Source organism: Kitasatospora sp. NPDC042419, from assembly GCF_056437345.1.
Window position 1 is genome coordinate 39,989 of record NZ_JBWKAW010000011.1, and the last position, 19,361, is coordinate 59,349.

At 74.4% G+C, this 19,361-nt stretch carries 16 protein-coding genes; 8 read left to right on the forward strand and 8 right to left on the reverse strand.

What is annotated here, in order from left to right; genetic code table 11:
• The first annotated feature begins 709 nt into the window (after window positions 1–709).
• Together AC067J_RS21505 and AC067J_RS21510 are read left to right on the forward strand one after the other, a co-directional pair.
• Window positions 710–1,591, forward strand: a complete 882-nt coding sequence (locus AC067J_RS21505; RefSeq protein ID WP_478301802.1) for a DUF3027 domain-containing protein — start codon at window positions 710–712, stop codon at window positions 1,589–1,591.
• A 561-nt stretch (window positions 1,592–2,152) separates the two neighbouring features.
• Window positions 2,153–5,467, forward strand: a complete 3,315-nt coding sequence (locus AC067J_RS21510; RefSeq protein ID WP_478301483.1) for a sacsin N-terminal ATP-binding-like domain-containing protein — start codon at window positions 2,153–2,155, stop codon at window positions 5,465–5,467.
• Between the two features lie 31 nt (window positions 5,468–5,498).
• Here AC067J_RS21510 and AC067J_RS21515 read toward each other — a convergent pair whose 3' ends face one another.
• From AC067J_RS21515 to AC067J_RS21525, 3 genes are read right to left on the reverse strand one after another with little or no spacing between them, the layout of a single operon-like run.
• A complete protein-coding gene (locus AC067J_RS21515; RefSeq protein ID WP_478301484.1) occupies window positions 5,499–5,735 on the reverse strand; it encodes a hypothetical protein in 237 nt (78 codons plus the stop codon).
• 37 nt (window positions 5,736–5,772) lie between these two features.
• Window positions 5,773–8,346: an HAD-IC family P-type ATPase gene (locus AC067J_RS21520; protein ID WP_478301486.1), complete on the reverse strand. Its 2,574-nt coding sequence runs from the start codon at window positions 8,344–8,346 to the stop codon at window positions 5,773–5,775.
• A 52-nt stretch (window positions 8,347–8,398) separates the two neighbouring features.
• Window positions 8,399–8,728 carry a DUF2530 domain-containing protein gene (locus AC067J_RS21525; RefSeq protein ID WP_478301488.1) on the reverse strand — a complete coding sequence of 110 codons (330 nt, stop codon included), beginning with the start codon at window positions 8,726–8,728 and terminating at the stop codon, window positions 8,399–8,401.
• A gap of 245 nt (window positions 8,729–8,973) precedes the next feature.
• On the opposite strand from AC067J_RS21525, the gene AC067J_RS21530 reads away from it, so the two are divergent.
• Window positions 8,974–10,434, forward strand: coding sequence for an NCS2 family permease (locus AC067J_RS21530; protein WP_478301490.1), 1,461 nt, complete (start codon window positions 8,974–8,976; stop codon window positions 10,432–10,434).
• Between the two features lie 125 nt (window positions 10,435–10,559).
• Here AC067J_RS21530 and AC067J_RS21535 read toward each other — a convergent pair whose 3' ends face one another.
• Entirely contained in the window at window positions 10,560–11,009 is a 450-nt protein-coding gene (locus tag AC067J_RS21535) for a VOC family protein (protein WP_478301492.1), read from the reverse strand.
• A 132-nt stretch (window positions 11,010–11,141) separates the two neighbouring features.
• Between AC067J_RS21535 and AC067J_RS21540 the strand changes: the two genes are divergently transcribed.
• On the forward strand, window positions 11,142–12,065 hold the full coding sequence (locus tag AC067J_RS21540; protein ID WP_478301494.1) for a DUF4231 domain-containing protein: 924 nt from the start codon (window positions 11,142–11,144) through the stop codon (window positions 12,063–12,065).
• 81 nt (window positions 12,066–12,146) lie between these two features.
• Here the strand turns inward: AC067J_RS21540 and AC067J_RS21545 are convergent, their stop codons facing one another.
• Window positions 12,147–12,545 (reverse strand): VOC family protein, encoded by a 399-nt coding sequence (locus AC067J_RS21545; RefSeq protein ID WP_327679900.1) that lies wholly within the window; start codon window positions 12,543–12,545, stop codon window positions 12,147–12,149.
• 190 nt (window positions 12,546–12,735) lie between these two features.
• Between AC067J_RS21545 and AC067J_RS21550 the strand changes: the two genes are divergently transcribed.
• Window positions 12,736–13,170, forward strand: a complete 435-nt coding sequence (locus tag AC067J_RS21550; RefSeq protein WP_478301496.1) for a MarR family winged helix-turn-helix transcriptional regulator — start codon at window positions 12,736–12,738, stop codon at window positions 13,168–13,170.
• Window positions 13,171–13,256: 86 nt separating this feature from the next.
• Window positions 13,257–14,927, forward strand: coding sequence for an MFS transporter (locus tag AC067J_RS21555; RefSeq protein ID WP_478301498.1), 1,671 nt, complete (start codon window positions 13,257–13,259; stop codon window positions 14,925–14,927).
• 142 nt (window positions 14,928–15,069) lie between these two features.
• On the opposite strand, the gene AC067J_RS21560 is transcribed toward AC067J_RS21555, so the two are convergent.
• Window positions 15,070–15,618 (reverse strand): GNAT family N-acetyltransferase, encoded by a 549-nt coding sequence (locus AC067J_RS21560; RefSeq protein WP_478301500.1) that lies wholly within the window; start codon window positions 15,616–15,618, stop codon window positions 15,070–15,072.
• Between the two features lie 46 nt (window positions 15,619–15,664).
• On the opposite strand from AC067J_RS21560, the gene thpR reads away from it, so the two are divergent.
• Window positions 15,665–16,252: an RNA 2',3'-cyclic phosphodiesterase gene (gene thpR, locus AC067J_RS21565; RefSeq protein WP_478301501.1), complete on the forward strand. Its 588-nt coding sequence runs from the start codon at window positions 15,665–15,667 to the stop codon at window positions 16,250–16,252.
• Between the two features lie 32 nt (window positions 16,253–16,284).
• Here the strand turns inward: thpR and AC067J_RS21570 are convergent, their stop codons facing one another.
• Complete coding sequence (locus tag AC067J_RS21570; protein ID WP_478301503.1) at window positions 16,285–16,953, reverse strand: TetR/AcrR family transcriptional regulator; 669 nt, start codon at window positions 16,951–16,953, stop codon at window positions 16,285–16,287.
• Between the two features lie 84 nt (window positions 16,954–17,037).
• Here AC067J_RS21570 and AC067J_RS21575 point away from each other — a divergent pair, with 84 nt between their 5' ends.
• On the forward strand, window positions 17,038–17,847 hold the full coding sequence (locus AC067J_RS21575; RefSeq protein ID WP_478301505.1) for an SDR family oxidoreductase: 810 nt from the start codon (window positions 17,038–17,040) through the stop codon (window positions 17,845–17,847).
• 188 nt (window positions 17,848–18,035) lie between these two features.
• Here the strand turns inward: AC067J_RS21575 and serC are convergent, their stop codons facing one another.
• Window positions 18,036–19,154 (reverse strand): phosphoserine transaminase, encoded by a 1,119-nt coding sequence (gene serC / locus AC067J_RS21580; RefSeq protein ID WP_478301507.1) that lies wholly within the window; start codon window positions 19,152–19,154, stop codon window positions 18,036–18,038.
• Window positions 19,155–19,361: the final 207 nt, after the last annotated feature.

The window sequence follows — 19,361 nt, forward strand, 5'->3', positions numbered from 1 at the left end:
GGTCGCCCTCCGAAGGACGGGCGGGCGCGTCGGGCTTCCCGAGCCGGACGGGCTCCCCGGGCCGGGCGGGCTCCCCGGGCCGGGCGGGCTCCCCGGGCCGGGCGGGCTCCCCGGACTGGGCGGGCTCTTCAGGGCCGGCGGTCTCCGGGCCGGTCGTCCGGCCGGCCGGGGGCGCCTCGGCCGCGGGCTCCCCCGGGATGGGCCCGGAGGGGGCGGCGGGCGCCGTGGAGGCGTCCACCGGTTGCGGTTCGCCCGCACCGTGGACCGGAGGTTGCTGTCGCGGCACGGCGTTCGCCTCGTCGGGGCTGCCGGCCTGCGAGGGGCGCAGTGCGTGCTGCGACGGGTTCTCGTCCGCCACAAGCCCATCCTGCCCCAGAATCGGGACGGCAACGCGGGATTCCGCTCCGCGCGGCGCGGCCGGGCACCGTCCGTGAGCACGGCGGGTACCGTCCGTCCGGCGCTTTCGCGCACCGCCGTCCCGGGCCGGGCACGGCCCCGGACTGTGCCGGGTGGCCGACCGACGGGTAGCCTGCCCAGGGTCCGCCCGAGCGATCGGCCGGCGCCCGCCGGACCCGGCGAGCGGCGCGGCCGGTATCCGAGGCGGGCCGCGGTCGCGCAGAATGGACGAGGGACACCGAGCCGCGACGGACAGGCAACACGCCGTGGGTGACAGAAGAACTGGGAGAGAATCGACGCCGTGAGTGCTGCGATGCGAAGCCGTACCCCTGATCGGCTCTGTGCCGAGGCCGTCGAACTCGCCCGCCAGGCTGCGGAAGAGGCCGTCGGCGCGGAAACCGTGGGAGCGCACCTCGGCGCCCAGGCGGAGGCCGACCGTGTCGTCACCCACACCTTCGAGTGCCTCGACGCCGCGTACCGCGGCTGGCACTGGGCGGTCACCGTGGCCCGCGCCCCGCGCGCCAAGAACGTGACGCTGGACGAGGTCGTGCTGCTGCCGGGCTCCGACGCGATCCTCGCCCCGCAGTGGGTGCCGTGGAGCGAGCGGCTGCGCCCGGGGGACATGGGCCCCGGCGACCTGCTCCCCACCGACGCCGACGACCTGCGCCTCGAACCCGGCTGGAGCGGCGACGACGAGCCCGCGCCGAACTCCGCGGTGGCCCAGGTCGCCGAGGAGGACGTGGTGGTCAGCGACCCGCACGTCCAGCCCGCCCCGGCCCGCGCCCAGATCAGCGCCGTCGCGGACGAGCTCGGCCTGGGCCGCAGCCGGGTCCTCTCGCGGCTCGGCCTGCACCTCGCCGCCGACCGCTGGGAGAAGGCCCACGGCTCGCAGACCCCGATGGCGCAGTCCGCCCCGGCCTCCTGCGTCAGCTGCGGCTTCCTGATCCCGATCGGCGGCACGCTCGGCCAGGCCTTCGGTGTCTGCGGCAACGAGTTCGGCCCGGCCGACGGCCAGATCGTCTCCTTCGCGTACGGCTGCGGCGGCCACTCCGAGGCGGCGGTCATCCCGGCCCCGCCGGCGCCGTCCGAGCTGATCCTGGACGAGTTGGTGGTCGAGCCGCTGCAGCTGCACCCCGACCGCACCTCCGGCTCCGTCGAGCCCGATGCCCCGGCCGAGGAGCTCGGCCACTCCTGAGCCCGATCACTGCTGAGCCCGGCTACTGCTGAGCCCGGCCGCCTCGGAGTCCTGTGTCCCACCGCGACCCCCGCCCCGGAAGGCCGGGGGTCGCGGCGTCAGCGGCGGTCGAACCGCCGCCCTCGCGAGCCCGGAGGCACCGGCACCGAGGCCGCCGGTGCCGGGCGGGCCGGCTTCCCGTACGGGTACGGGCCGTCGGACGGAACGTACGTACGGGCCGCCCGCGCGGCCGGTGCGACGGCCTGCTCCCGGCCCAACGGGGGCCTCCTACGGCTCGGCCGGCCGGCACCGGTGGTCGGAGTGCCCGCGGCCGACGACCAGCTCGTCCCGTTCGATCGTGTCACGCACCGTTCGAGCCGCCCGCCGGGCCGGGAGCCGCCGCACCGTCGGCCGTCCTCCGGCCGTCGGCCGCCGATGCACCGTCGGACGCATCGGATCCCCCCTCAGCGGGCCTGTACGGCGCCACGGCACAGGCGCGCGCCCACCCCGGTCCGCCGGGGGTCCCCGGGCGGGGGAGAATGCCCCGTACGAAGTACAGGGCGGCGGAAGGCGGCAGGTCCAGTGGAACCTCGGATCATCGGCAGCGGAACGGACGAGCACCTCGCGGACCACTTCGGCAGCGCCGGGCTGCGCCGCCGGGTGCTGGACGCCTGGGCCGCCTCCCCGGCCCGGTTCCGGGAGGACGCCAACGCGGAGGAGGAACTCGCCCTCGGCGGCTACCGCGACCGGCTGGTGGTCGAGTTGGCGCAGAACGCCGCCGACGCCGCCGCCCGCGCGGGCGGCGCCCCCGGCCGGCTGCGGCTCACCCTGGCGGACGGCGTGCTGGCCGCGGCCAACACCGGCGCGCCGCTGGACGCCGCCGCCGTCGAGTCGCTGTCCACCCTGCGCGCCTCCTCCAAGCGCGACTCCGCGGCCGAGGGCCGGCCCACCGTCGGCCGCTTCGGCGTCGGCTTCGCCGCCGTCCTCGCCGTCACCGACGAGCCCGCCGTGCTCGGCGCCGCCGGCGGTGTGCGCTGGTCGCTCGGCGAGGCCCGCTCGCTGGCCGAGGCGCAGCCCGCGCTCGCCGAGGAGCTGCGCCGCCGGGACGGCCATGTGCCGCTGCTGCGGCTGCCGTTCGCGGCCGAGGGGCCGGCGCCCGAGGGGTACGACACGGTGGTCGCCCTGCCGCTGCGCGACGCGGCCGCCGAGGACCTCACCCGCCGTCTGCTGGCCGCCGTCGACGACGCCCTGCTGCTGACCCTCGCCGGCCTCTCCGAGATCGTGGTGGAGACCCCGGACGGCACCCGCATCCTCACCCGCAGCGCCGCCGAGCCGCGGCCGGACGGCGTCACCGAGGTCACCGTCACCGACGACGCGGGCGGCCGGCTGCGGCGGACCGTCTGGCAGACCGCCGGCGCCTCCGGCACCCTGGACGCCGAACTGCTGGCCGACCGCCCCACCGAGGAGCGCTCCCGCCCGTACTGGACGGTGACCTGGGCCGTCCCGATCGACGCCCAGGGCGCCCCGCAGGCGCCCGGGATCGACCCGGTGCTGCACGCGCCGACGCCCAGCGACGAGCCGCTCGGACTGCCCGCGCTGCTGATCGCCTCCTACCCGCTGGACTCCACCCGCCGGCACGTCGCCCCCGGCCCGCTCGCCGACTTCCTGACCGAGCGCGCCGCCGACTGCTACGCCGACCTGCTGCGCGCCCGGGGCGGCGACCTCGGCTCGCTCGGTCTCGTCCCCGGGCCGCTCGGCCAGGGCGCGCTGGACAACGCGCTGCGCGCCGCGATCCTCTCCCGGCTGCCCGGCACGCCGTTCCTGCCGCACCCCGCTCCGGTCGAGCAGGGCACGCCCGCGCTGCGGCCCCGGGACGCGACGCTGCTGGAGGGCGCGGACGGTTCGGTGGTCGAGGCGCTGGCACCGATCTTCCCCGGCCTGCTGCCGGCCGGCCTGGAGCGCCGGACCGAGCTGCGGGTGCTGAACGTGCGCCGCGTGCCGCTCGCCGAGGTGGTCGACCAGCTCGGCGGCCTGGACCGCGAGCCGGCCTGGTGGCGGAACCTGTACGCGGCGCTCGGCGGGGCCGACCCCGAGGCGCTCGGCGCGCTGCCCGTCCCGCTCGCCGACGGGCGGACCGTCACCGGCCCGCGCCGCGTCCTGCTGCCCTCGGACGACGCCGACTGGGCGACGTTCCCCGGCTACCCCGAGTCGCTGGCCGGTGCGCTGGCCGTCCTCGACCTGCGGCTGGCCCACGCCGAGGCCGCCCATCCGCTGCTGGCCAAGCTGGGGGCCGGCGCCGCCACCCCCGCCGGCGTGCTGGACACCCCCGAGGTGCGGGCCGCCGTCGCCCGTTCCTACGACGTGGCCGAGGACGACCCGGACGCCGCCGCCGACCTCGCCGACGCCGTCCTGGCGCTGGTCAAGGCCGCCGCCCCGGCCGCCGGCGAGCACCCCTGGCTGGGCCGTCTCGCACTGCTCGACGACGAGGGCGAGCCGGCCCGCGCGGGTGAACTCGTGCTGCCGGACAGCCCGTTCGCCGCGCTGGTCCGCGAGGACGACGCGGGCTGGGTGGACGACGAACTGCTGGAGCGCTGGGGCCCCGAGGTGCTCACCGCCGTCGGTGTGCTGGCCGACTTCGTGCTGGCCCGCGCCGAGGACGTGGTGCTCGACCCGGACGACCTGGAGCGGCTCGACCCCACCGCGCCCGCCGACCGCGCCGCCGGCGGCCACGCCACCGGCCTGATCGACGAGGCGCCGGACGGCCTCGCCGAGTGGGCCGAGGAGGTGCTGGAGGTGCTGAACGCCGACTCCGGCGACCCGGTCGGCGTCCCGCCGGTCGCCGCCGAACTGCTGGTCGTCCGCGACCTCGACCTGGTGGAGGACGACGCCTGGCCGCAGGCGCTGGCCGCCCTCGCCCGCCCGCCGTACCGGGACGCCGTGGTCAACCCCGTCCGCACCCTGCTGCCCGACGGCTCGTACGCCGACCTGCCGCCGTACACCGCCTGGTGGCTGCGCGACCACCCGGTGCTGGACGGCCGGGAGCCGGCCGGGCTGCGCGCAGCCGGCGCCGACCCGCTGCTCCGCGGCCTCTACGACGAGGCGCGGACCACGCTCGACGAGCAGTTCCTGCACGCGCTGGGCGTGCGCACCACGCTGACCGCGCTCCTCGCCGAGCCGCACGGGCCGGACGAGGTGCTGGACCGGCTCACCGACCCGGAGGCCGAGGTCGGCCACCGCCAACTGCACGGTATCCACAGTGCGTTGGCGCGCGTACCGGTCGAGCGGATCGAACCGCTGGATGTGGTGCGGGCGTTGCCGCCGCTGGACCGGTCCACCGGCCGCCGTCCGGCGCACACGGTGGTCGTGGACGCCGCCGACGCGGTCGTCGCGGACGCCCCCGACCTTGTCCAACTCCTGCACGACCACGCGCTGTTGCCGGTCGCCCCGGCGCTCGCCGCCGACCTCGCCGAGCGGCTGCACGTCTCGCTGGCCAGCGAGGTGGCCGGCGGGCGGGTGCTCTCCGAGGGTGTGCTGCACCGAGTCCCCGCCGTGGTACGGGAGTTGCTGCCCGGCTGTCCGGTCGCCTACGAGGAGCACGAGGAGCTGCTCGTGGTCGGCCCGGACGGCGACGAGGCCGCCGTCGACTGGCGCTGGGACACCGCGGCGCCGGCCCCGGAGGCGCCCTACGACCCGGAGGCGGCCGAAGAGGCGGACGAGGACGACGAGTTCGAGGTGCCGCCGGTGCCCGGGCTGCTGCACGCGGCCACCCCGGAGGGGCTGGCGGCGGGGCTGGCCTGGTCGGTCGGCCAGTGGCACCGGCGGTTCGAGGTGCTGGCCGCGCTCAGTGAGCCGGACCGGGCGTACGAGCTGTCCGCCGCCCGGGACTTCGAGGGCTGATCGGGGCGTTCCGGCACCCGCTCCCGCGGTCTCAGGAGCGGGTGCCGGAACGGGTCCGGCCGCGTGCGATCAGCCGCAGGTAGATCCCGAGGGTCACGAGCACCCAGACCGCGCCCAGGACGGCCGTGACCACCTTCACCAGCCCAGGCCCGGCGTCGACGCCGCCCAGCACGCCGACCCCGACCAGGGCCAGGGCCAGCAGCCCGGTCGCCAGCAGTCCGCCCAGGAAGGCGGTGAACGCCTCCAACTCCCCACCCCTGCGCGCCATCCGGCACCCCTGTTCGCGCTCGATCCGTCCGGTGCGGTCAATCATCCGCCCTGCGCCGGATGATCCGCCAGGTCACTTCCAGCAGGATCCCGGCGATCAGCGCGATGCCGACGCCGATCCACGGGTCCCGGGTGCCGGACAGCGAGAGCTGGAAGAAGTCGGAGAGCCACGGCACGGTCAGCACCAGCGTGAACGCCCCGCACATCGTCCCGATCAGCAGCAGCCGCCACCAGTTGTACGGCCGGGCCACGATCGCCAGCACCCAGATGGCGACCAGGAAGAGCGTCAGGGTGGCCACGCTGGTGTCCGACTCCAGGTCGGTCGCGTGGTCCGCGCGGGCCAGCGCGTACGCGGTGAAGGTGGCCGTACCGGCGATGATCCCGCCGGGGATCGCCAGCCGCAGCACCCGCCGGACGAAGCCCGTCCGGGCCCGTTCGTTGTTGGGGGCCAGCGCCAGGAAGAAGGCCGGCACGCCGATGGTGAGGGTGGAGAGCACGGTCGAGTGCCGGGGCAGGAACGGGTACGGCGAGTGGGTGAAGATCACCAGCAGCGCCAGCAGCACCGAGTAGACCGTCTTCACCAGGAAGAGCCCGGCGACCCGCTCGATGTTGCCGATCACCCGACGGCCTTCGGCGACCACCGAGGGCATCGTCGCGAACGAGTCGTTGAGCAGCACGATCTGCGCGACCGCCTTGGTGGCGTCGCTGCCGGTGCCCATCGCCACGCCGATGTCCGCGTCCTTGAGCGCCAGCACGTCGTTCACGCCGTCGCCGGTCATCGCCACGGTGTGGCCGCGCGACTGCAGCGCGCCGACCAGCTCGCGCTTCTGCTGCGGGGTGACCCGGCCGAAGACGGTGGTCCGCTCGGCGGTGTCGGCGAAGGCCTGCGGATCGGCGGGCAGGGTGCGCGCGTCCAGCGGGTGGTCGGCGCCGGGCAGGCCGAGGTGGGCGGCGACCGCGCCGACCGCGACGGCGGCGTCGCCCGAGATCACCTTGGCCTGGACGCGCTGGCTCTCGAAGTAGCGCAGGGTGTCGGCGGCGTCGTCGCGCAGCCGCTGCTGGAGCACGACCAGTGCGAGCGGCCGGAGGCCGGCGGCCGGATCCGGGGAGTCCAGCGGGACGGGCGTGCGGCCCAGCAGCAGCACCCGCAGGCCCTGGGCGCCCAGCTCGTCCACCTCGACCAGTGCCGGGTGGCCGGCCGGCAGCAGCACGTCCGGTGCGCCGAGCAGCCAGGTGGCCTCGCCGCCCTGCGGCTCCAGCAGCTGCACGCCGCTCCACTTGCGGGCGGAGGAGAAGGGCATCGCCTCGATCACCCGCCAGCCGCCGTTCCGCTCGCCGCTGCCGTCGCCGTAGGCGTCGATCACGGCCTGCATGGACGGGTTGGGGCGGGCGTCGGCGCCGGCCATCATGCCCAGCGCCTGCTTGACGGTCTCCTTGAAGGTGCCGCGGTCGTCCAGCCCGACCCGGCCGCCGGGGGAGTCCCCGGGCCCGGTGGGACGCCGCCCGCCCGCCGGGGCGGGGCCGTCGAGGAGGAGGCCGTCGGGGGCGGGGCCGTCCGGGAGGGCGCCGTCCGGGTCCTCGGCGGTGTCGAGCAGGCGAAGGTCGACGACGTCCATGCCGCCCTCGGTCAGGGTGCCGGTCTTGTCCAGGCAGACCGTGTCCACCCGGGCCAGCCCCTCGATCGCGGGCAGCTCCTGCACCAGGCACTGCTTGCGGCCCAGCCGGACCACCCCGATCGCGAAGGCGACCGAGGTCAGCAGCACCAGCCCCTCGGGCACCATCGGCACGATCCCGGCGATCATCCGGCGGACCGCCTCCTGCCAGTCCCGGCCCTCCACCGCCAGCTGGCTGATGATCAGACCGATCGCGGTGGGCACCAGCAGCCAGGTGATGAACCGCAGGATGCTGTCGATGCCGCTGCGCAGCTCCGACTTCACCAGGGTGAACCGGCTCGCCTCCTCGGCCAGCTGCGCCGCGTACGCCTCGCGGCCGACCTTGGTGGCGGTGAAGGCGCCCGCGCCGGCCACCACGAAGCTGCCGGACATCACCTGGTCGCCGGGCTGCTTGAGGACCGGGTCCGGCTCGCCGGTGAGCAGCGACTCGTCGATCTCCAGGCCGTCCGCCTCGGTGACCTCGCCGTCGACGATCACCTTGTCGCCGATGCCGAGCAGCACGGTGTCGTCCAGCACGATCGCGCCGACCGCGACCTGCTGGACGGCGCCGTCCCGGCGTACCTGGGGCTTCGCCTCGCCGATCAGCGCGAGGCTGTCCAGCGTCTTCTTGGCACGCAGCTCCTGGATGATGCCGATCGCCGTGTTGGCGACGATGACCAGGCCGAAGAGTCCGTCCTGGAGCGGGCCGACGACCAGGATGATCCCGAACATCACGCCGATGATCGCGTTGAAGCGGGTGAAGACGTTGGCCCGGACGATCTCCTTCGCGGAGCGGCTGGAGCGGACCGGGACGTCGTTGACCTCACCGCGGGCGACCCGTTCGGCCACCTCGGCGGCGGTCAGCCCGCCGCGCCGGCCGGGCAGCAGCCCGAGCGGGTGGGCGCCCTCGGACTTCTCCTCGGTGGGCTGGTCCCCGGCAGGCTGGGCGGGCTGCGTCATGGCACCGACTCTACGGGTGCCTTATGTCCGATGCGTGCTACTAAAGGACTATTCAGTCCGACCGGGTGGCCGGGTCGGTGCCGTTGCCGTTCGGGGCCTGCTCCCGCGCCGCGGCGGCCCCGGCGGCGTCGGCCGTTCCGGTGGCCCGGCTGCGGGCGATGGCGTCCCGGCGGGCGCGGCAGTACCAGAGGCCGATCAGGCCGAGGCCGCTGCCGGCCAGGCAGATCCACGGCCAGTTGCCGTGGCCGTGGTCGGAGAGGGTTCCCCAGAAGGGGAGCATGGCCAGGAAGGCGACGAACCACAGCACCGTGCCGCCGCCGACGATGGCGACATCGTTGGCCTCCAGCGGCGGGGGCGAGGGGTGCAGCGGCGTCTTCGGCATGGGCCCTAGGGTACGGTGCGGCGGGCGCTTGTCCGATTCCGTGCGGCCGCTGTCTCCTTCTTTTCGGGAACCCCTTCGTTCTACGCGCGAAGATAGCGTACGAGCGATCGAGGAATCCATACTTATGTCTCCGGTCGGCCGCGGCATGCTCAGGACACCTTGCTTCGTGCCCGTCCCACCGGGCCGCCCGGCCACCGTCGCTCCGGGTGGGTCCCCCCTCCTCAGCCCCCACCAGAGGACGCAGCATGCCCGTGGCCCAGCCGACCGCAGAGTCGCCCGAGCCCACCTCCGACGCGCCGAAGTCCCCGTCCGGCGCACTGGACCGCTACTTCCGGATCGGCGAGCGCGGCTCCACCCTGCCGCGCGAGATCCGCGGCGGAATCGCCACCTTCTTCACCATGGCGTACATCCTGGTGCTGAACCCGATCATCCTGGCCAGCGCCACGGACATGAACGGCGCCCACCTGGACAGCGCCCAGCTGGTCACCGCCACGGCGTTCACCGCGGGCCTCACCACCCTGCTCATGGGCGTCATCGGCAACGTACCGATCGGCCTGGCCGCCGGCCTCGGCGTCAACACCATCGTCGCCCTCCAGCTCGCGCCCAAGATGACCTGGCCCGACGCCATGGGCATGGTGGTGCTGGCCGGCTTCGCGATCATGCTCCTGGTCGCCACCGGTCTGCGCGAGCGCGTGATGAACGCCGTCCCGCTCGGCCTGCGCAAGGCCATCGCGATCGGCATCGGCCTCTTCATCAGCCTCGTCGGCCTGGTCGACTCCGGCTTCGTCAGCCGCATCCCGGACGCCGCCCACACCACCGTCCCGCTCCAGCTCGGCACCGGCGGCCACCTGCTCGGCTGGCCCGTCCTGGTCTTCGTGCTGGGCCTGCTGCTGACCCTGGTGCTGATCGTCCGCAAGGTGCCCGGCGCGATCCTGGTCTCCATCGCGGTGATGACCGTCCTCGCCGTCGTCATCGACAAGATCGCCGACATCCCGGCCCTCGCCTGGGGCCTCACCGTCCCCGCCTGGCCCGGCAACCCGGTCGCCGCCCCCGACTTCGGCCTCGTCGGCGAGGTCAGCCTGTTCGGCGGCTTCGAGAAGGTCGGCGTCCTCACCGGCGTCCTCTTCGTCTTCACCGTGCTGATGTCCTGCTTCTTCGACGCGATGGGCACCATCCTCGGCGTCGCCGACGAGGCCCACCTGCTGGACGAGAAGGGCGACCTGCCGGGCATCAACAAGGTCCTGATGATCGACGGCATCGCCACCGCCGCCGGCGGCGCCACCTCGTCCTCGGCCAACACCTGCTTCGTCGAGTCGACCGCGGGCGTCGGCGAGGGAGCCCGCACCGGCTTCGCCTCGATCGTCACCGGCGGCCTCTTCGTGGTGGCCCTCTTCCTCACCCCGCTCGCCACCATGGTCCCGGCCCAGGCCGCCACCCCCGCCCTGGTCGCCGTCGGCTTCCTGATCCTGGCCAACTCGATCAAGGACATCGACTGGGCCGACTACACCATCGCGATCCCGGCCTTCCTGACGATCGTGATGATGCCGTTCACCTACTCGATCACCAACGGCATCGGCTTCGGCTTCATCACCTTCTGCATCCTCCGCGCCGCCGCCGGCCGCGGCCGCGAGGTCCCGGTGGCGCTTTACGCGGTCTCCGCCGTCTTCGCCTTCTACTACCTGATGCCGGCCCTCGGCCTGCTCTGACCGCTGCCGAGCCCTCGACGGCCCCGCACCCGCCCGGGTGCGGGGCCGTCGTCGTCGGGGTGTGGAGCACGGGCCGCCGATATTTTCGTCAGGCTGGCGCGGATCCGGCGCCGTCCCCGGGCGCGTCAGTGGACGCAGAACTCGTTGCCCTCGGGGTCCTGCATGACGACCCAGGAGCCGGCGGGCTGGTCCACGCGGTGGAGGACGGTGGCGCCGAGGGGCAGGAGGCGCTCGACGGTGGCCTCGCGGGTGCCGGGGTCGCTGTGGACGTCGAGGTGGAGGCGGTTCTTGCCCTGCTTCGCTTCGGGGACCTGCTGGAAGAGGATCCGGCGGCCGAGGCCGGTGCCGGTGGCCGGGTCGTGCTGGTCCTCGGGGTGGCGGACGGCGGCCAGGGTGCGCCAGGCGTGGCGGCCGTCGACCTCGGTCACGAGGTCGGGGCCCGCGGCCCCGGCGGCGAGCAGGCGGTCGATCAGGTCACTGTGGTCCTCGACGGTGTAGTCGAGTGCGGCGGCCCAGAAGGCGGCCTGGCGGTGCGGTTCGGCGCAGTCGATGACGAGCTTCCAGTGCAGGGACATGTAACCGGTTATACCGGTAATCGTGGCCGACGGGCAATCACCCACCGCGGGGCGGTGTCAAAAAGGTGCCCGTGTAGGGCAGTTGATGGAGGGAATACTCGCTGGACGGACAGCGTCGAGGGGGAACGACTGATGGTGCGAGAGGATCCGCCGGCGGGGGTCGAGGCACAGTTGCTGCCGGAGCTGTTCCGGACGGCCGACCGGGCGTCCCTGGAGGGGCAGCAGCAGACACTGCGCTGGTACCGGGGCCTGATCGGGATGCTGGTGATCGCGGCGGCGATCGGGTCGCTGCCGGGCCCGGACGATCCCGGTGAGGGCAGCGTCATCCCCCTCTTCTCGGTGGCGGCGTTCCTGATCGCCGGCTATTTCTGGTCACGGCTGCGCCGCAGCAACCCGCAGGGCCGGTGGTACGAGGCGCGGGCGGCGGCCGAGTCGGTGAAGACGCTGGCCTGGAAGTACTCGGTGCGCGCCAGGCCGTTCGAGGGTGACGCGGATTCGGCCGACGTCGACCACGGCTACCTGCTCCAGGTGGAGGACGTGCTGCGGGCGTTCGAGGACCCGGAGATCGTGCCGGCCGGGACGATCCCCGAGATCACGCCGGAGATGCGCCGGGTGCGGGCGGAGTCGCTGACCGCCCGGCGGACGCTCTACCTGCGCACCCGGGTGGAGGGGCAGCGGACCTGGTACCGCTCGCGGGCCGAGTCCTGCGAGTCGCAGGCGGTCTCCTGGGGGCTGGGCATAGCGACGCTGATCATCATCGGTGCCGCGGCGGCGATCGCGCAGGCGACCGGCGCGCTGGAGGTGCACGTCTTCGGAGCCAGCTCGGCGGCGGCCGCGGCGATCATCGCCTGGACCCAGCTGAAGCAGCTCCGGCCGCTGGCGGCCGCGTACCAGCTGGCGGCGCGCGAGCTGGAGAACGTCGGCAACCAGCTCTCCGACCTCGACGTGCGGGCCCCGGACGCCGAGCAGCGCTGGGCCCGGCTGGCGGCCGAGGCGGAGGACGCGGTGTCGCGCGAGCACACCACCTGGCGGGCGCGCCGGGCCTTCCCGCGCTGAGCGGTGCGGGGCGGGAAGGGCGGGAAAGGGGCGGGCGGGGGCGGGAAGGGCGCGAGGGGCAGGGTGAACCCGCCGGCGGGGTCAGGACTCCAGGGGCGCTAGACCGAACGGGTGGCCGGCCGGGTCGATCAGGACCTTGAGGGTGCGGCCGTGCTGGTACGTGGGTTCGGTCGCGCCGAGGGCCAGCGCGCGGGCGGTGGTCTCCTCCAGGTCGTCGACGTAGAAGTCCAGGTGGAAGTGCTTGCCGCCGTCCGGTTCGGTCCAGGGCTCCGGACGGTAGCCGTTGACGCGCCCGAAGCCGAGCGGGCTGCCGCCCTCCGGGTTGTCCAGGATCGCGAACTGCTCGTCCACGTGCCGGGTCTCCCATCCGAGCAGCTCGCCGTAGAAGGCGGCCAGCGCGACCGGGTCGGCGCAGTCGATGGTGACCATGGCGAGGCGGGCGAAGCCGGTGTCGTTCTGCTCGGTGGCGAGGTCGGACATGGTCTGGTCGGCCCTTCTCCTGTGGGGTGGGTGGGTAACCCGTGCTTCCAGCATCCCGCTCGGCGCGGCAGGCGGCACGGCGGGCGGACGGCGGACGGTCGGCGGGCGGTGCACGGCGGGCGGTGCGAGCCCCTGGGGCCGGTGGGAAACCAATTTTCTTTAGCGAGAGTAATGACGTAGGCTAAAGAACATGCCCGAGATGTCCGAGCAGGACCTCGCAGCCATCAGTCAGCTGCGGTCGTCCGCCATGCGCCTCTCCCGTCGCCTGCGTCACCAGCGGGTCGAGGAGTCGCTCAGCCCTACCGAGATCGGAGTGCTGGGCACCCTCGCACGGTGCGGGAAGGCCACGCCGGGTGAGCTCGCCCGGAAGGAGCACGTACAGCCGCCCTCGATGACCAGGATCGTCGCGATGCTGGAGGAGAAGGGCCTGGTGCGGCGCGAGCCGCACCCGGAGGACCGCCGGCAGGTGGTCGTCAGCAGTACCGAAGAGGCCGAGGCGATCCTCGCGGAGAGCCGAAGCCGCCGGAACGCCTGGCTCGCCGAGCTCGCCCAGGGGCTCGACGAGGAGGAGTGGGCCGTCCTCCGCGAGGCCGCGCCCGTGCTCTACAAGCTCGCACACCTCTAGGCACAGCCGTTCCGGTCAGCCGCCGGAGGACGAAGGAGAACCGCATCACCGCAGCACCGACCACCGTAACCAGGAGCGCGACGGCCATGCCACGGGCCGTCGCGCCGCGAGGGGAGACCACCGTGACACCGCCGGCCGCAGCCAGCGCCGCCGCCATCCGTACCGACGACCCGACCACCGGCCCCGCCGCGGCGAGCGCCGCAGCCGCCGACACCCGCGCACCCGCCCCGACGGGCCTGCCGGGCAGCGGCGACGACGACCCCGACGAACGCACCGCGGCGGACGACCCCGCCGCTCCCGGCGACGCCCGTCCGTCGCCCGCCGCCACCCCTTCGGCGGCGCACCCCGCGCGGCCCCTCCCGGAGGCCGCGACCGCCCCGGCCCCGGACGCCGCGCCCGCGAAGGCCGCGGCCCCGACGGCGGGTTCCGACGCGCCGACCGGCGCCCGCTTCACCCGGCCCGGGGGGATGTTCTCCTCCCTGCGCGTGCGCAACTACCGCTACTACTTCGCGGGCCAGGTGGTGTCCAACACCGGCACCTGGATGCAGCGGATCGCCCAGGACTGGCTGGTGCTCAGCCTCACCGGCAGCCCGCTCGCCGTCGGCATCACCACCGCCATGCAGTTCCTGCCGATGCTGCTGCTCGGCCTGTTCGGCGGCGTGCTCGCCGACCGGATGCCCAAGCGCCGGCTGCTGATCTACACCCAGGGCGCGATGGGCCTGCTCGCCGCCGGCCTCGCCGTGCTGACCATCGGCGGCGTCGTGACGCCCTACTACGTGTACGCCTTCGCGCTGCTGCTCGGCCTGGTCACCGTGGTGGACAACCCGACCCGGCAGGCCTTCGTCTCCGAGATGGTCGGTCCGAAGGACCTCGCCAACGCGGTCAGCCTGAACGCCGCCAACTTCCAGACCGCCCGGCTGGTCGGCCCCGCCGTGGCGGGCCTGCTGATCGCCGCGGTCGGCAGCGGCTGGGCGTTCGCGGTGAACGCGCTCTCCTTCGCCGCCGTGATCGGCGGACTGCTCGCCATGCGGTCGGGCGAACTGCGCCCGACCGCGCCGATCGCCCGCGAGAAGGGGCAGCTGCGCGAGGGCCTGCGGTACGTGAAGGAGCGGCCGGAGCTGCTCTGGCCGATGGTGCTGGCCGGGTTCATCGGCACCTTCGGCTTCAACTTCCCGACGCTGCTCTCCGGTTTCGCCTCCGACACGTTCCACGTCGGCGCCGGGCAGTACGGCCTGCTGAACACCGCGATGGCGGTCGGCTCGCTGACCGGCGCACTGATCGCGGCCCGCCGGGGAGCGCCCCGGCTGCGCCGGCTCGTGATCGCCGCGCTGGCCTTCGGCCTGCTGGAGGTGGTGGCCGCGTTCGCGCCCGGCTACTGGACCTTCGCCGCGCTGCTCACCCTGATCGGGGTGTTCGGGCTGAGCTTCAACACCTCGGTCAACGCCGCGCTGCAGCTGGCCACCGAGCCGGCGATGCGGGGCCGGGTGATGGGCCTGCTGGTGCTGGTCTTCACCGGCGGTACGCCGATCGGCGCGCCGATCGTGGGCTGGGTCACCGCCTCGTACGGGCCCCGGCTCGGGCTGCTGGCCTGCGGGCTGGTCTCGGCACTGGCGGCCGGCGTGGTCGGTCTGGTGCTGGCCCGCAGCGCCGATCTGCGGCTGCGCTTCGACCTGCACCCGGGGCACGGCGGCCGGGTGGTGGCCTTCGTGCCGCGCACCGCGGCCCCGGCCAAGTCCGAGCTGGCGGCGGCCTGCTGATGCCGGGTCGGCCCGGGTCCCCGCGGAGGGGGCTCGGGCCGCCGGCGGGTGACCGTCCGGTGGAGCCCGGCAGGTGCCGGGCCGGGTCGGACCACGCGGGATCACGCCGGGGTCGCACCAGGTCAGGTCAGGGCACGGCAGGTCAGGCCGGGGGCCCGGTCGGGCGCGGTCGGACCCGGAGCGCCAGGACCTGCCCCTGCCAGCGGCCGCCGTCCGGCTGCTCGACCTCGAAGGACTCCGTCTCGGTGAAGCCGAGCTCGCGGTACCGGCCGACCAGCTTGCGGTCGCCCCCGGCGAAGCAGTCCACCCGGAGCAGGCCGATGCCCCGGCGGCGGGTCTCCTCGACCGCGTCGGCGATCAGCGCGGCGCCGATCCCCGAGCCCTTCCGGGACCGGTCGGTCACCAGGTTGCGGATGTACACCTCGGGCTCGTCGACCGCGGTGGCGCAGTCGGGCCGCTCCTCGGAGAGGACGCAGGAGCCGACCGTCCGGCCGTCGTCGGCCACCGCGAGCCGGATCAGGAACGGTTCGACGCCGTACCTCGTGATGTGCTCGACCCTGGCCGGGGTGCCGCTGAACGACCGGCTGCCCCACTGCCGGGTCCGGCCCTGGGCGGCCAGCCAGGCCACCGCGCCGTCGAGCAGGGCGAGGATGTCGGGGATGTCCTCGGGGCCCCCGTTGCGGATCTCCATGGAAAACCGTTCTAGCCCAAACCGTCGCGCGCGGGAAGATGGCCCCATGAGGCTCTTTGTGGCGGTGCTGCCGCCGGTGGAGGCGTTGCAGGGGCTGGTCGACGCGGTGGCGCCGTTGCACGCGCTGCCCGGGGCGGACCGGCTGCGCTGGACGGCGGTCGACGGCTGGCACCTGACGCTGGCCTTCCTGGGCGAGGTGCCCGTCGAGCGGGTGCCCGAACTGGAGGAGGGGCTGGCCGGGGTGGCAGAGGTGCACCCCGTGCACACGCTGAGGCTGGCCGGCGCGGGCCGCTTCGGGGACCGGGTGCTCTGGGCCGGCGTGGAGGGGCAGACCTGGGCGCTGCGCCGGCTGGCCGAGGCGGTGAACGACGCCACCGCCGGGCTGGTCGGCGAGGTGGACGCGTTCAGCTTCCACCCGCACCTGACCCTGGCCAGGGCCGGCTCGACGCGCGGGCACCGGCGGGCGGTGCAGCGGGTGGCGGCGGCGGAGCTGGACGGGCTGGCGCTGGCGCTCGGGGAGTACCGGGGGCCGGAGTGGGAGGCCGCCGAGCTGCACCTGGTGAAGAGTGAGCACGACGGCGGGTTCGCGCACTACGAGACGGTCCGCTCCTGGCCGCTGGCCCGCTGGAGCTGAGGCCGGCCGGGGCGGTCCGGGGCCGGTCCCCGTCAGGGCCACACCCGCATCGCGTCCGCGGCGACCCGTTCCAGTTCGGCGCGGGTCGCGCCGTCGCGGGCGCGCTGCGACATGCCCTGGACGACGGCCGCGGTGAACTGGGCCAGCGCCGCCGGGTCGGTCCCGGCGGGCTCGTGCCCGGCGGCGACGTCGGCGCGGATCAGTGACTCCAGGGCACGGACGTTGGCGTTGCGCAGGGCGCGGACGGTCTCGACCACCTCGGGCGAGGTGCAGTTGACCGTCGAGCTGATCAGCAGGCAGCCCCAGGGGTGGTCGGGGTCGGTGGCCTGGGCGGCGGCCTCGCGCAGCATCCTGGCCACCCCCGCCCGGGCGGTGGGCTCCTCGGCGAGCGCGCGCGTGGAGTAGGCGCCGTGGCTCTCGCGGTAGCGGGCGACCACCTCGTCGAAGAGCGCGCGCTTGTCGCCGAAGGCCGCGTAGAGGCTCGGCGGGCGGATGCCCATGGCGGCGGTGAGGTCGGCGACCGAGGTCGCCTCGTAGCCGCGTTCCCAGAACAGCCGGAGCGCCTGCTCCAGGGCGGCCTCGCGGTCGAAGGAGCGGGGCCGGCCGCGCTGTGCGGCGCCCGTGCCGGTCGTGCCGCCCGGTCCGGTCCGCGCGGTGCCCCTGTCCGTCGTGCCGGTCCGCCCGCCGCTCGTCGTCGCCATGGGCAGATTCTATATCGACCGCTACACAAGCCGTGCTACGGTTCCATTCATTAGCGACCGCTACAGAAATGGGAGGGCATGGCCATGGGGACGTCGACGGGCAGGCTGGCGGGGAAGACGGCGCTGGTCACGGGCGGCAGCCGGGGCATCGGGCGGGGCATCGCCGAGCGGTTGGGGCGGGACGGCGCACTGGTCGCCGTCCACTACGGGCGGAACGCGGCGGCGGCCGAGGAGGTCGTCAGGACGATCGAGCACTCCGGTGGCCGGGCGTTCGCGATCGGTGCCGAGCTGGGTGTCCCGGGGGACGCCGAGGCGCTCTGGGCCGCCTTCGACGCGGGGCTGGTCCGGCACTGGCAGGCCGGGCCCGAGCCGGCCGCGACGGAGGACGCGGGCGAGCTGGACATCCTGGTCAACAACGCCGGGATCGGTGCGTACGGGCGGATCCACGAGGTGACCGGGGAGGACTTCGACCGGGTCTTCGCGGTCAACGCGCGGGCGCCGTTCTTCGTCGTCCAGCACGGCCTCGGCCGGCTCCGCGACGGCGGCCGGATCGTCAACGTCTCCTCCGGCGTCACCCGGGTGGCGTTCCCGACGGCGGTCGCGTACGCGATGACCAAGGGCGCGCTGAACACCCTGACGCTCACCCTCGCCGAGGAGCTGGGCCCGCGCGGGATCACCGTCAACGCGGTGCTGCCGGGCGTGGTGGCCACCGAGATCAACCCCTGGCTGGACGATCCGCAGGCGCGCGCCCGGGCGTCCGCCTTCTCGGTCTTCGACCGCGTCGGCGAGGCGGCCGACGTCGCGGACGTCGTCTCGTTCCTGGCCTCGGACGACGCCCGCTGGGTCACCGGCCAGAACCTGGACGCGAGCGGCGGATCCAACCTCGGCGTCTGACCGGCGGCGGGCCGGGGGTACGCTCGTTGACCGTGGATCCCAAGACTCGTATGCGTATCGTGACCGGAGCCCTGGTGCTGCTGCTGGTCGTCGTGCTGGTCAGCTCGCTGGTCGGCCGGTAGCGTCCCCGGAGAACGGAAAGGGCCACCACCCGGAGGCGGTGGCCCTTCGTCCGTCGTACCGCTCGGTCAGAGCTGTCCGACCACGTAGTCGATGCAGGCGGTGAGCGCCTCGACGTCGGCCGGGTCGACGGCCGGGAACATCGCGACGCGCAGCTGGTTGCGGCCCAGCTTGCGGTACGGCTCGGTGTCGACGATGCCGTTGGCACGCAGTGCCTTGGCGACGGCGGCGGCGTCCACCGCGTCGTCGAAGTCGATCGTGCCGACGACCTGCGAACGCTCGTCCGGGTTCGCCACGAACGGGTTGGCGAACTCGGACTTCTCCGCCCAGCCGTACAGGCGGGACGAGGAATCAGCCGTTCGGGCGACGGCCCAGTCGAGCCCGCCGTTGCCGTTCAGCCATTCCAGCTGGTCGGCCAGGAGGAACAGGGTGGCGATCGACGGGGTGTTGTACGTCTGGTCCTTCGACGAGTTGTCGATGGCCGTCGGCAGGTCGAAGAACGGCGGGATGTAGCGGCCGGAGGCGGCGATCCCGGCGGCGCGCTCCAGCGCGGCCGGGGAGAAGGTCGCCAGCCAGAGGCCGCCCTCGGCGGCGAAGGACTTCTGCGGGGCGAAGTAGTAGACGTCGGTCTCGGCGATGTCGACCGGCAGGCCGCCGGCGCCCGAGGTGGCGTCCACCAGGACCAGCGAGCCCTCGTCGCCGCCGGCCGGGCGCGCGATCGGCATCGCGACACCGGTGGAGGTCTCGTTGTGGGTGAGCGCGTAGACGTCCACGCCGGCCTCGGCGACCGGCAGCGGGTGGGTTCCGGGGGCGGTCTTGATCACGCTCGGCTCGGCGAGCCAGGGCGCGGCCTTGACCGAGGAGGCGAACTTGGAGGAGAACTCGCCGAAGTCGAGGTGCTGGGACTTCTCCCGCACCAGGCCGAAGGCCGCGATGTCCCAGAAGGCGGTGGACCCGCCGTTGCCGAGTACCACCTCGTACCCCTCGGGGAGGGAGAAGAGGCTGCTCACGCCCTCGCGCACGCGCTTGACCAGGTTCTTGACCGGGGCCTGGCGGTGCGAGGTGCCGAGCAGGGAGGTCTCGGTGGCGGCGAGGGCACTCAGGGCCTCGGGGCGCACCTTGGACGGGCCGCAGCCGAAACGGCCGTCTGCGGGCTTGATGTCAGCGGGGATCTGGATCTGAGCCACGGGGCGCAGCCTACCGGCCGGGGCGCCCGGGATTCGACGGGAGTCCGCCCGCTGAGATGCCGTCCTCCCGGCTGCGAGCTGCGGAAACAGCGGGTCCGGTCGGTACCGGACCCGCCGTTCGGCAAGGGGCTCAGCTCGGTGCGTGCGAGGCCCGCGGGCCCGCGGTGCGGGCGGCGTGCGTGCCGGGCGCCCGGTGGGTTCGCAGGC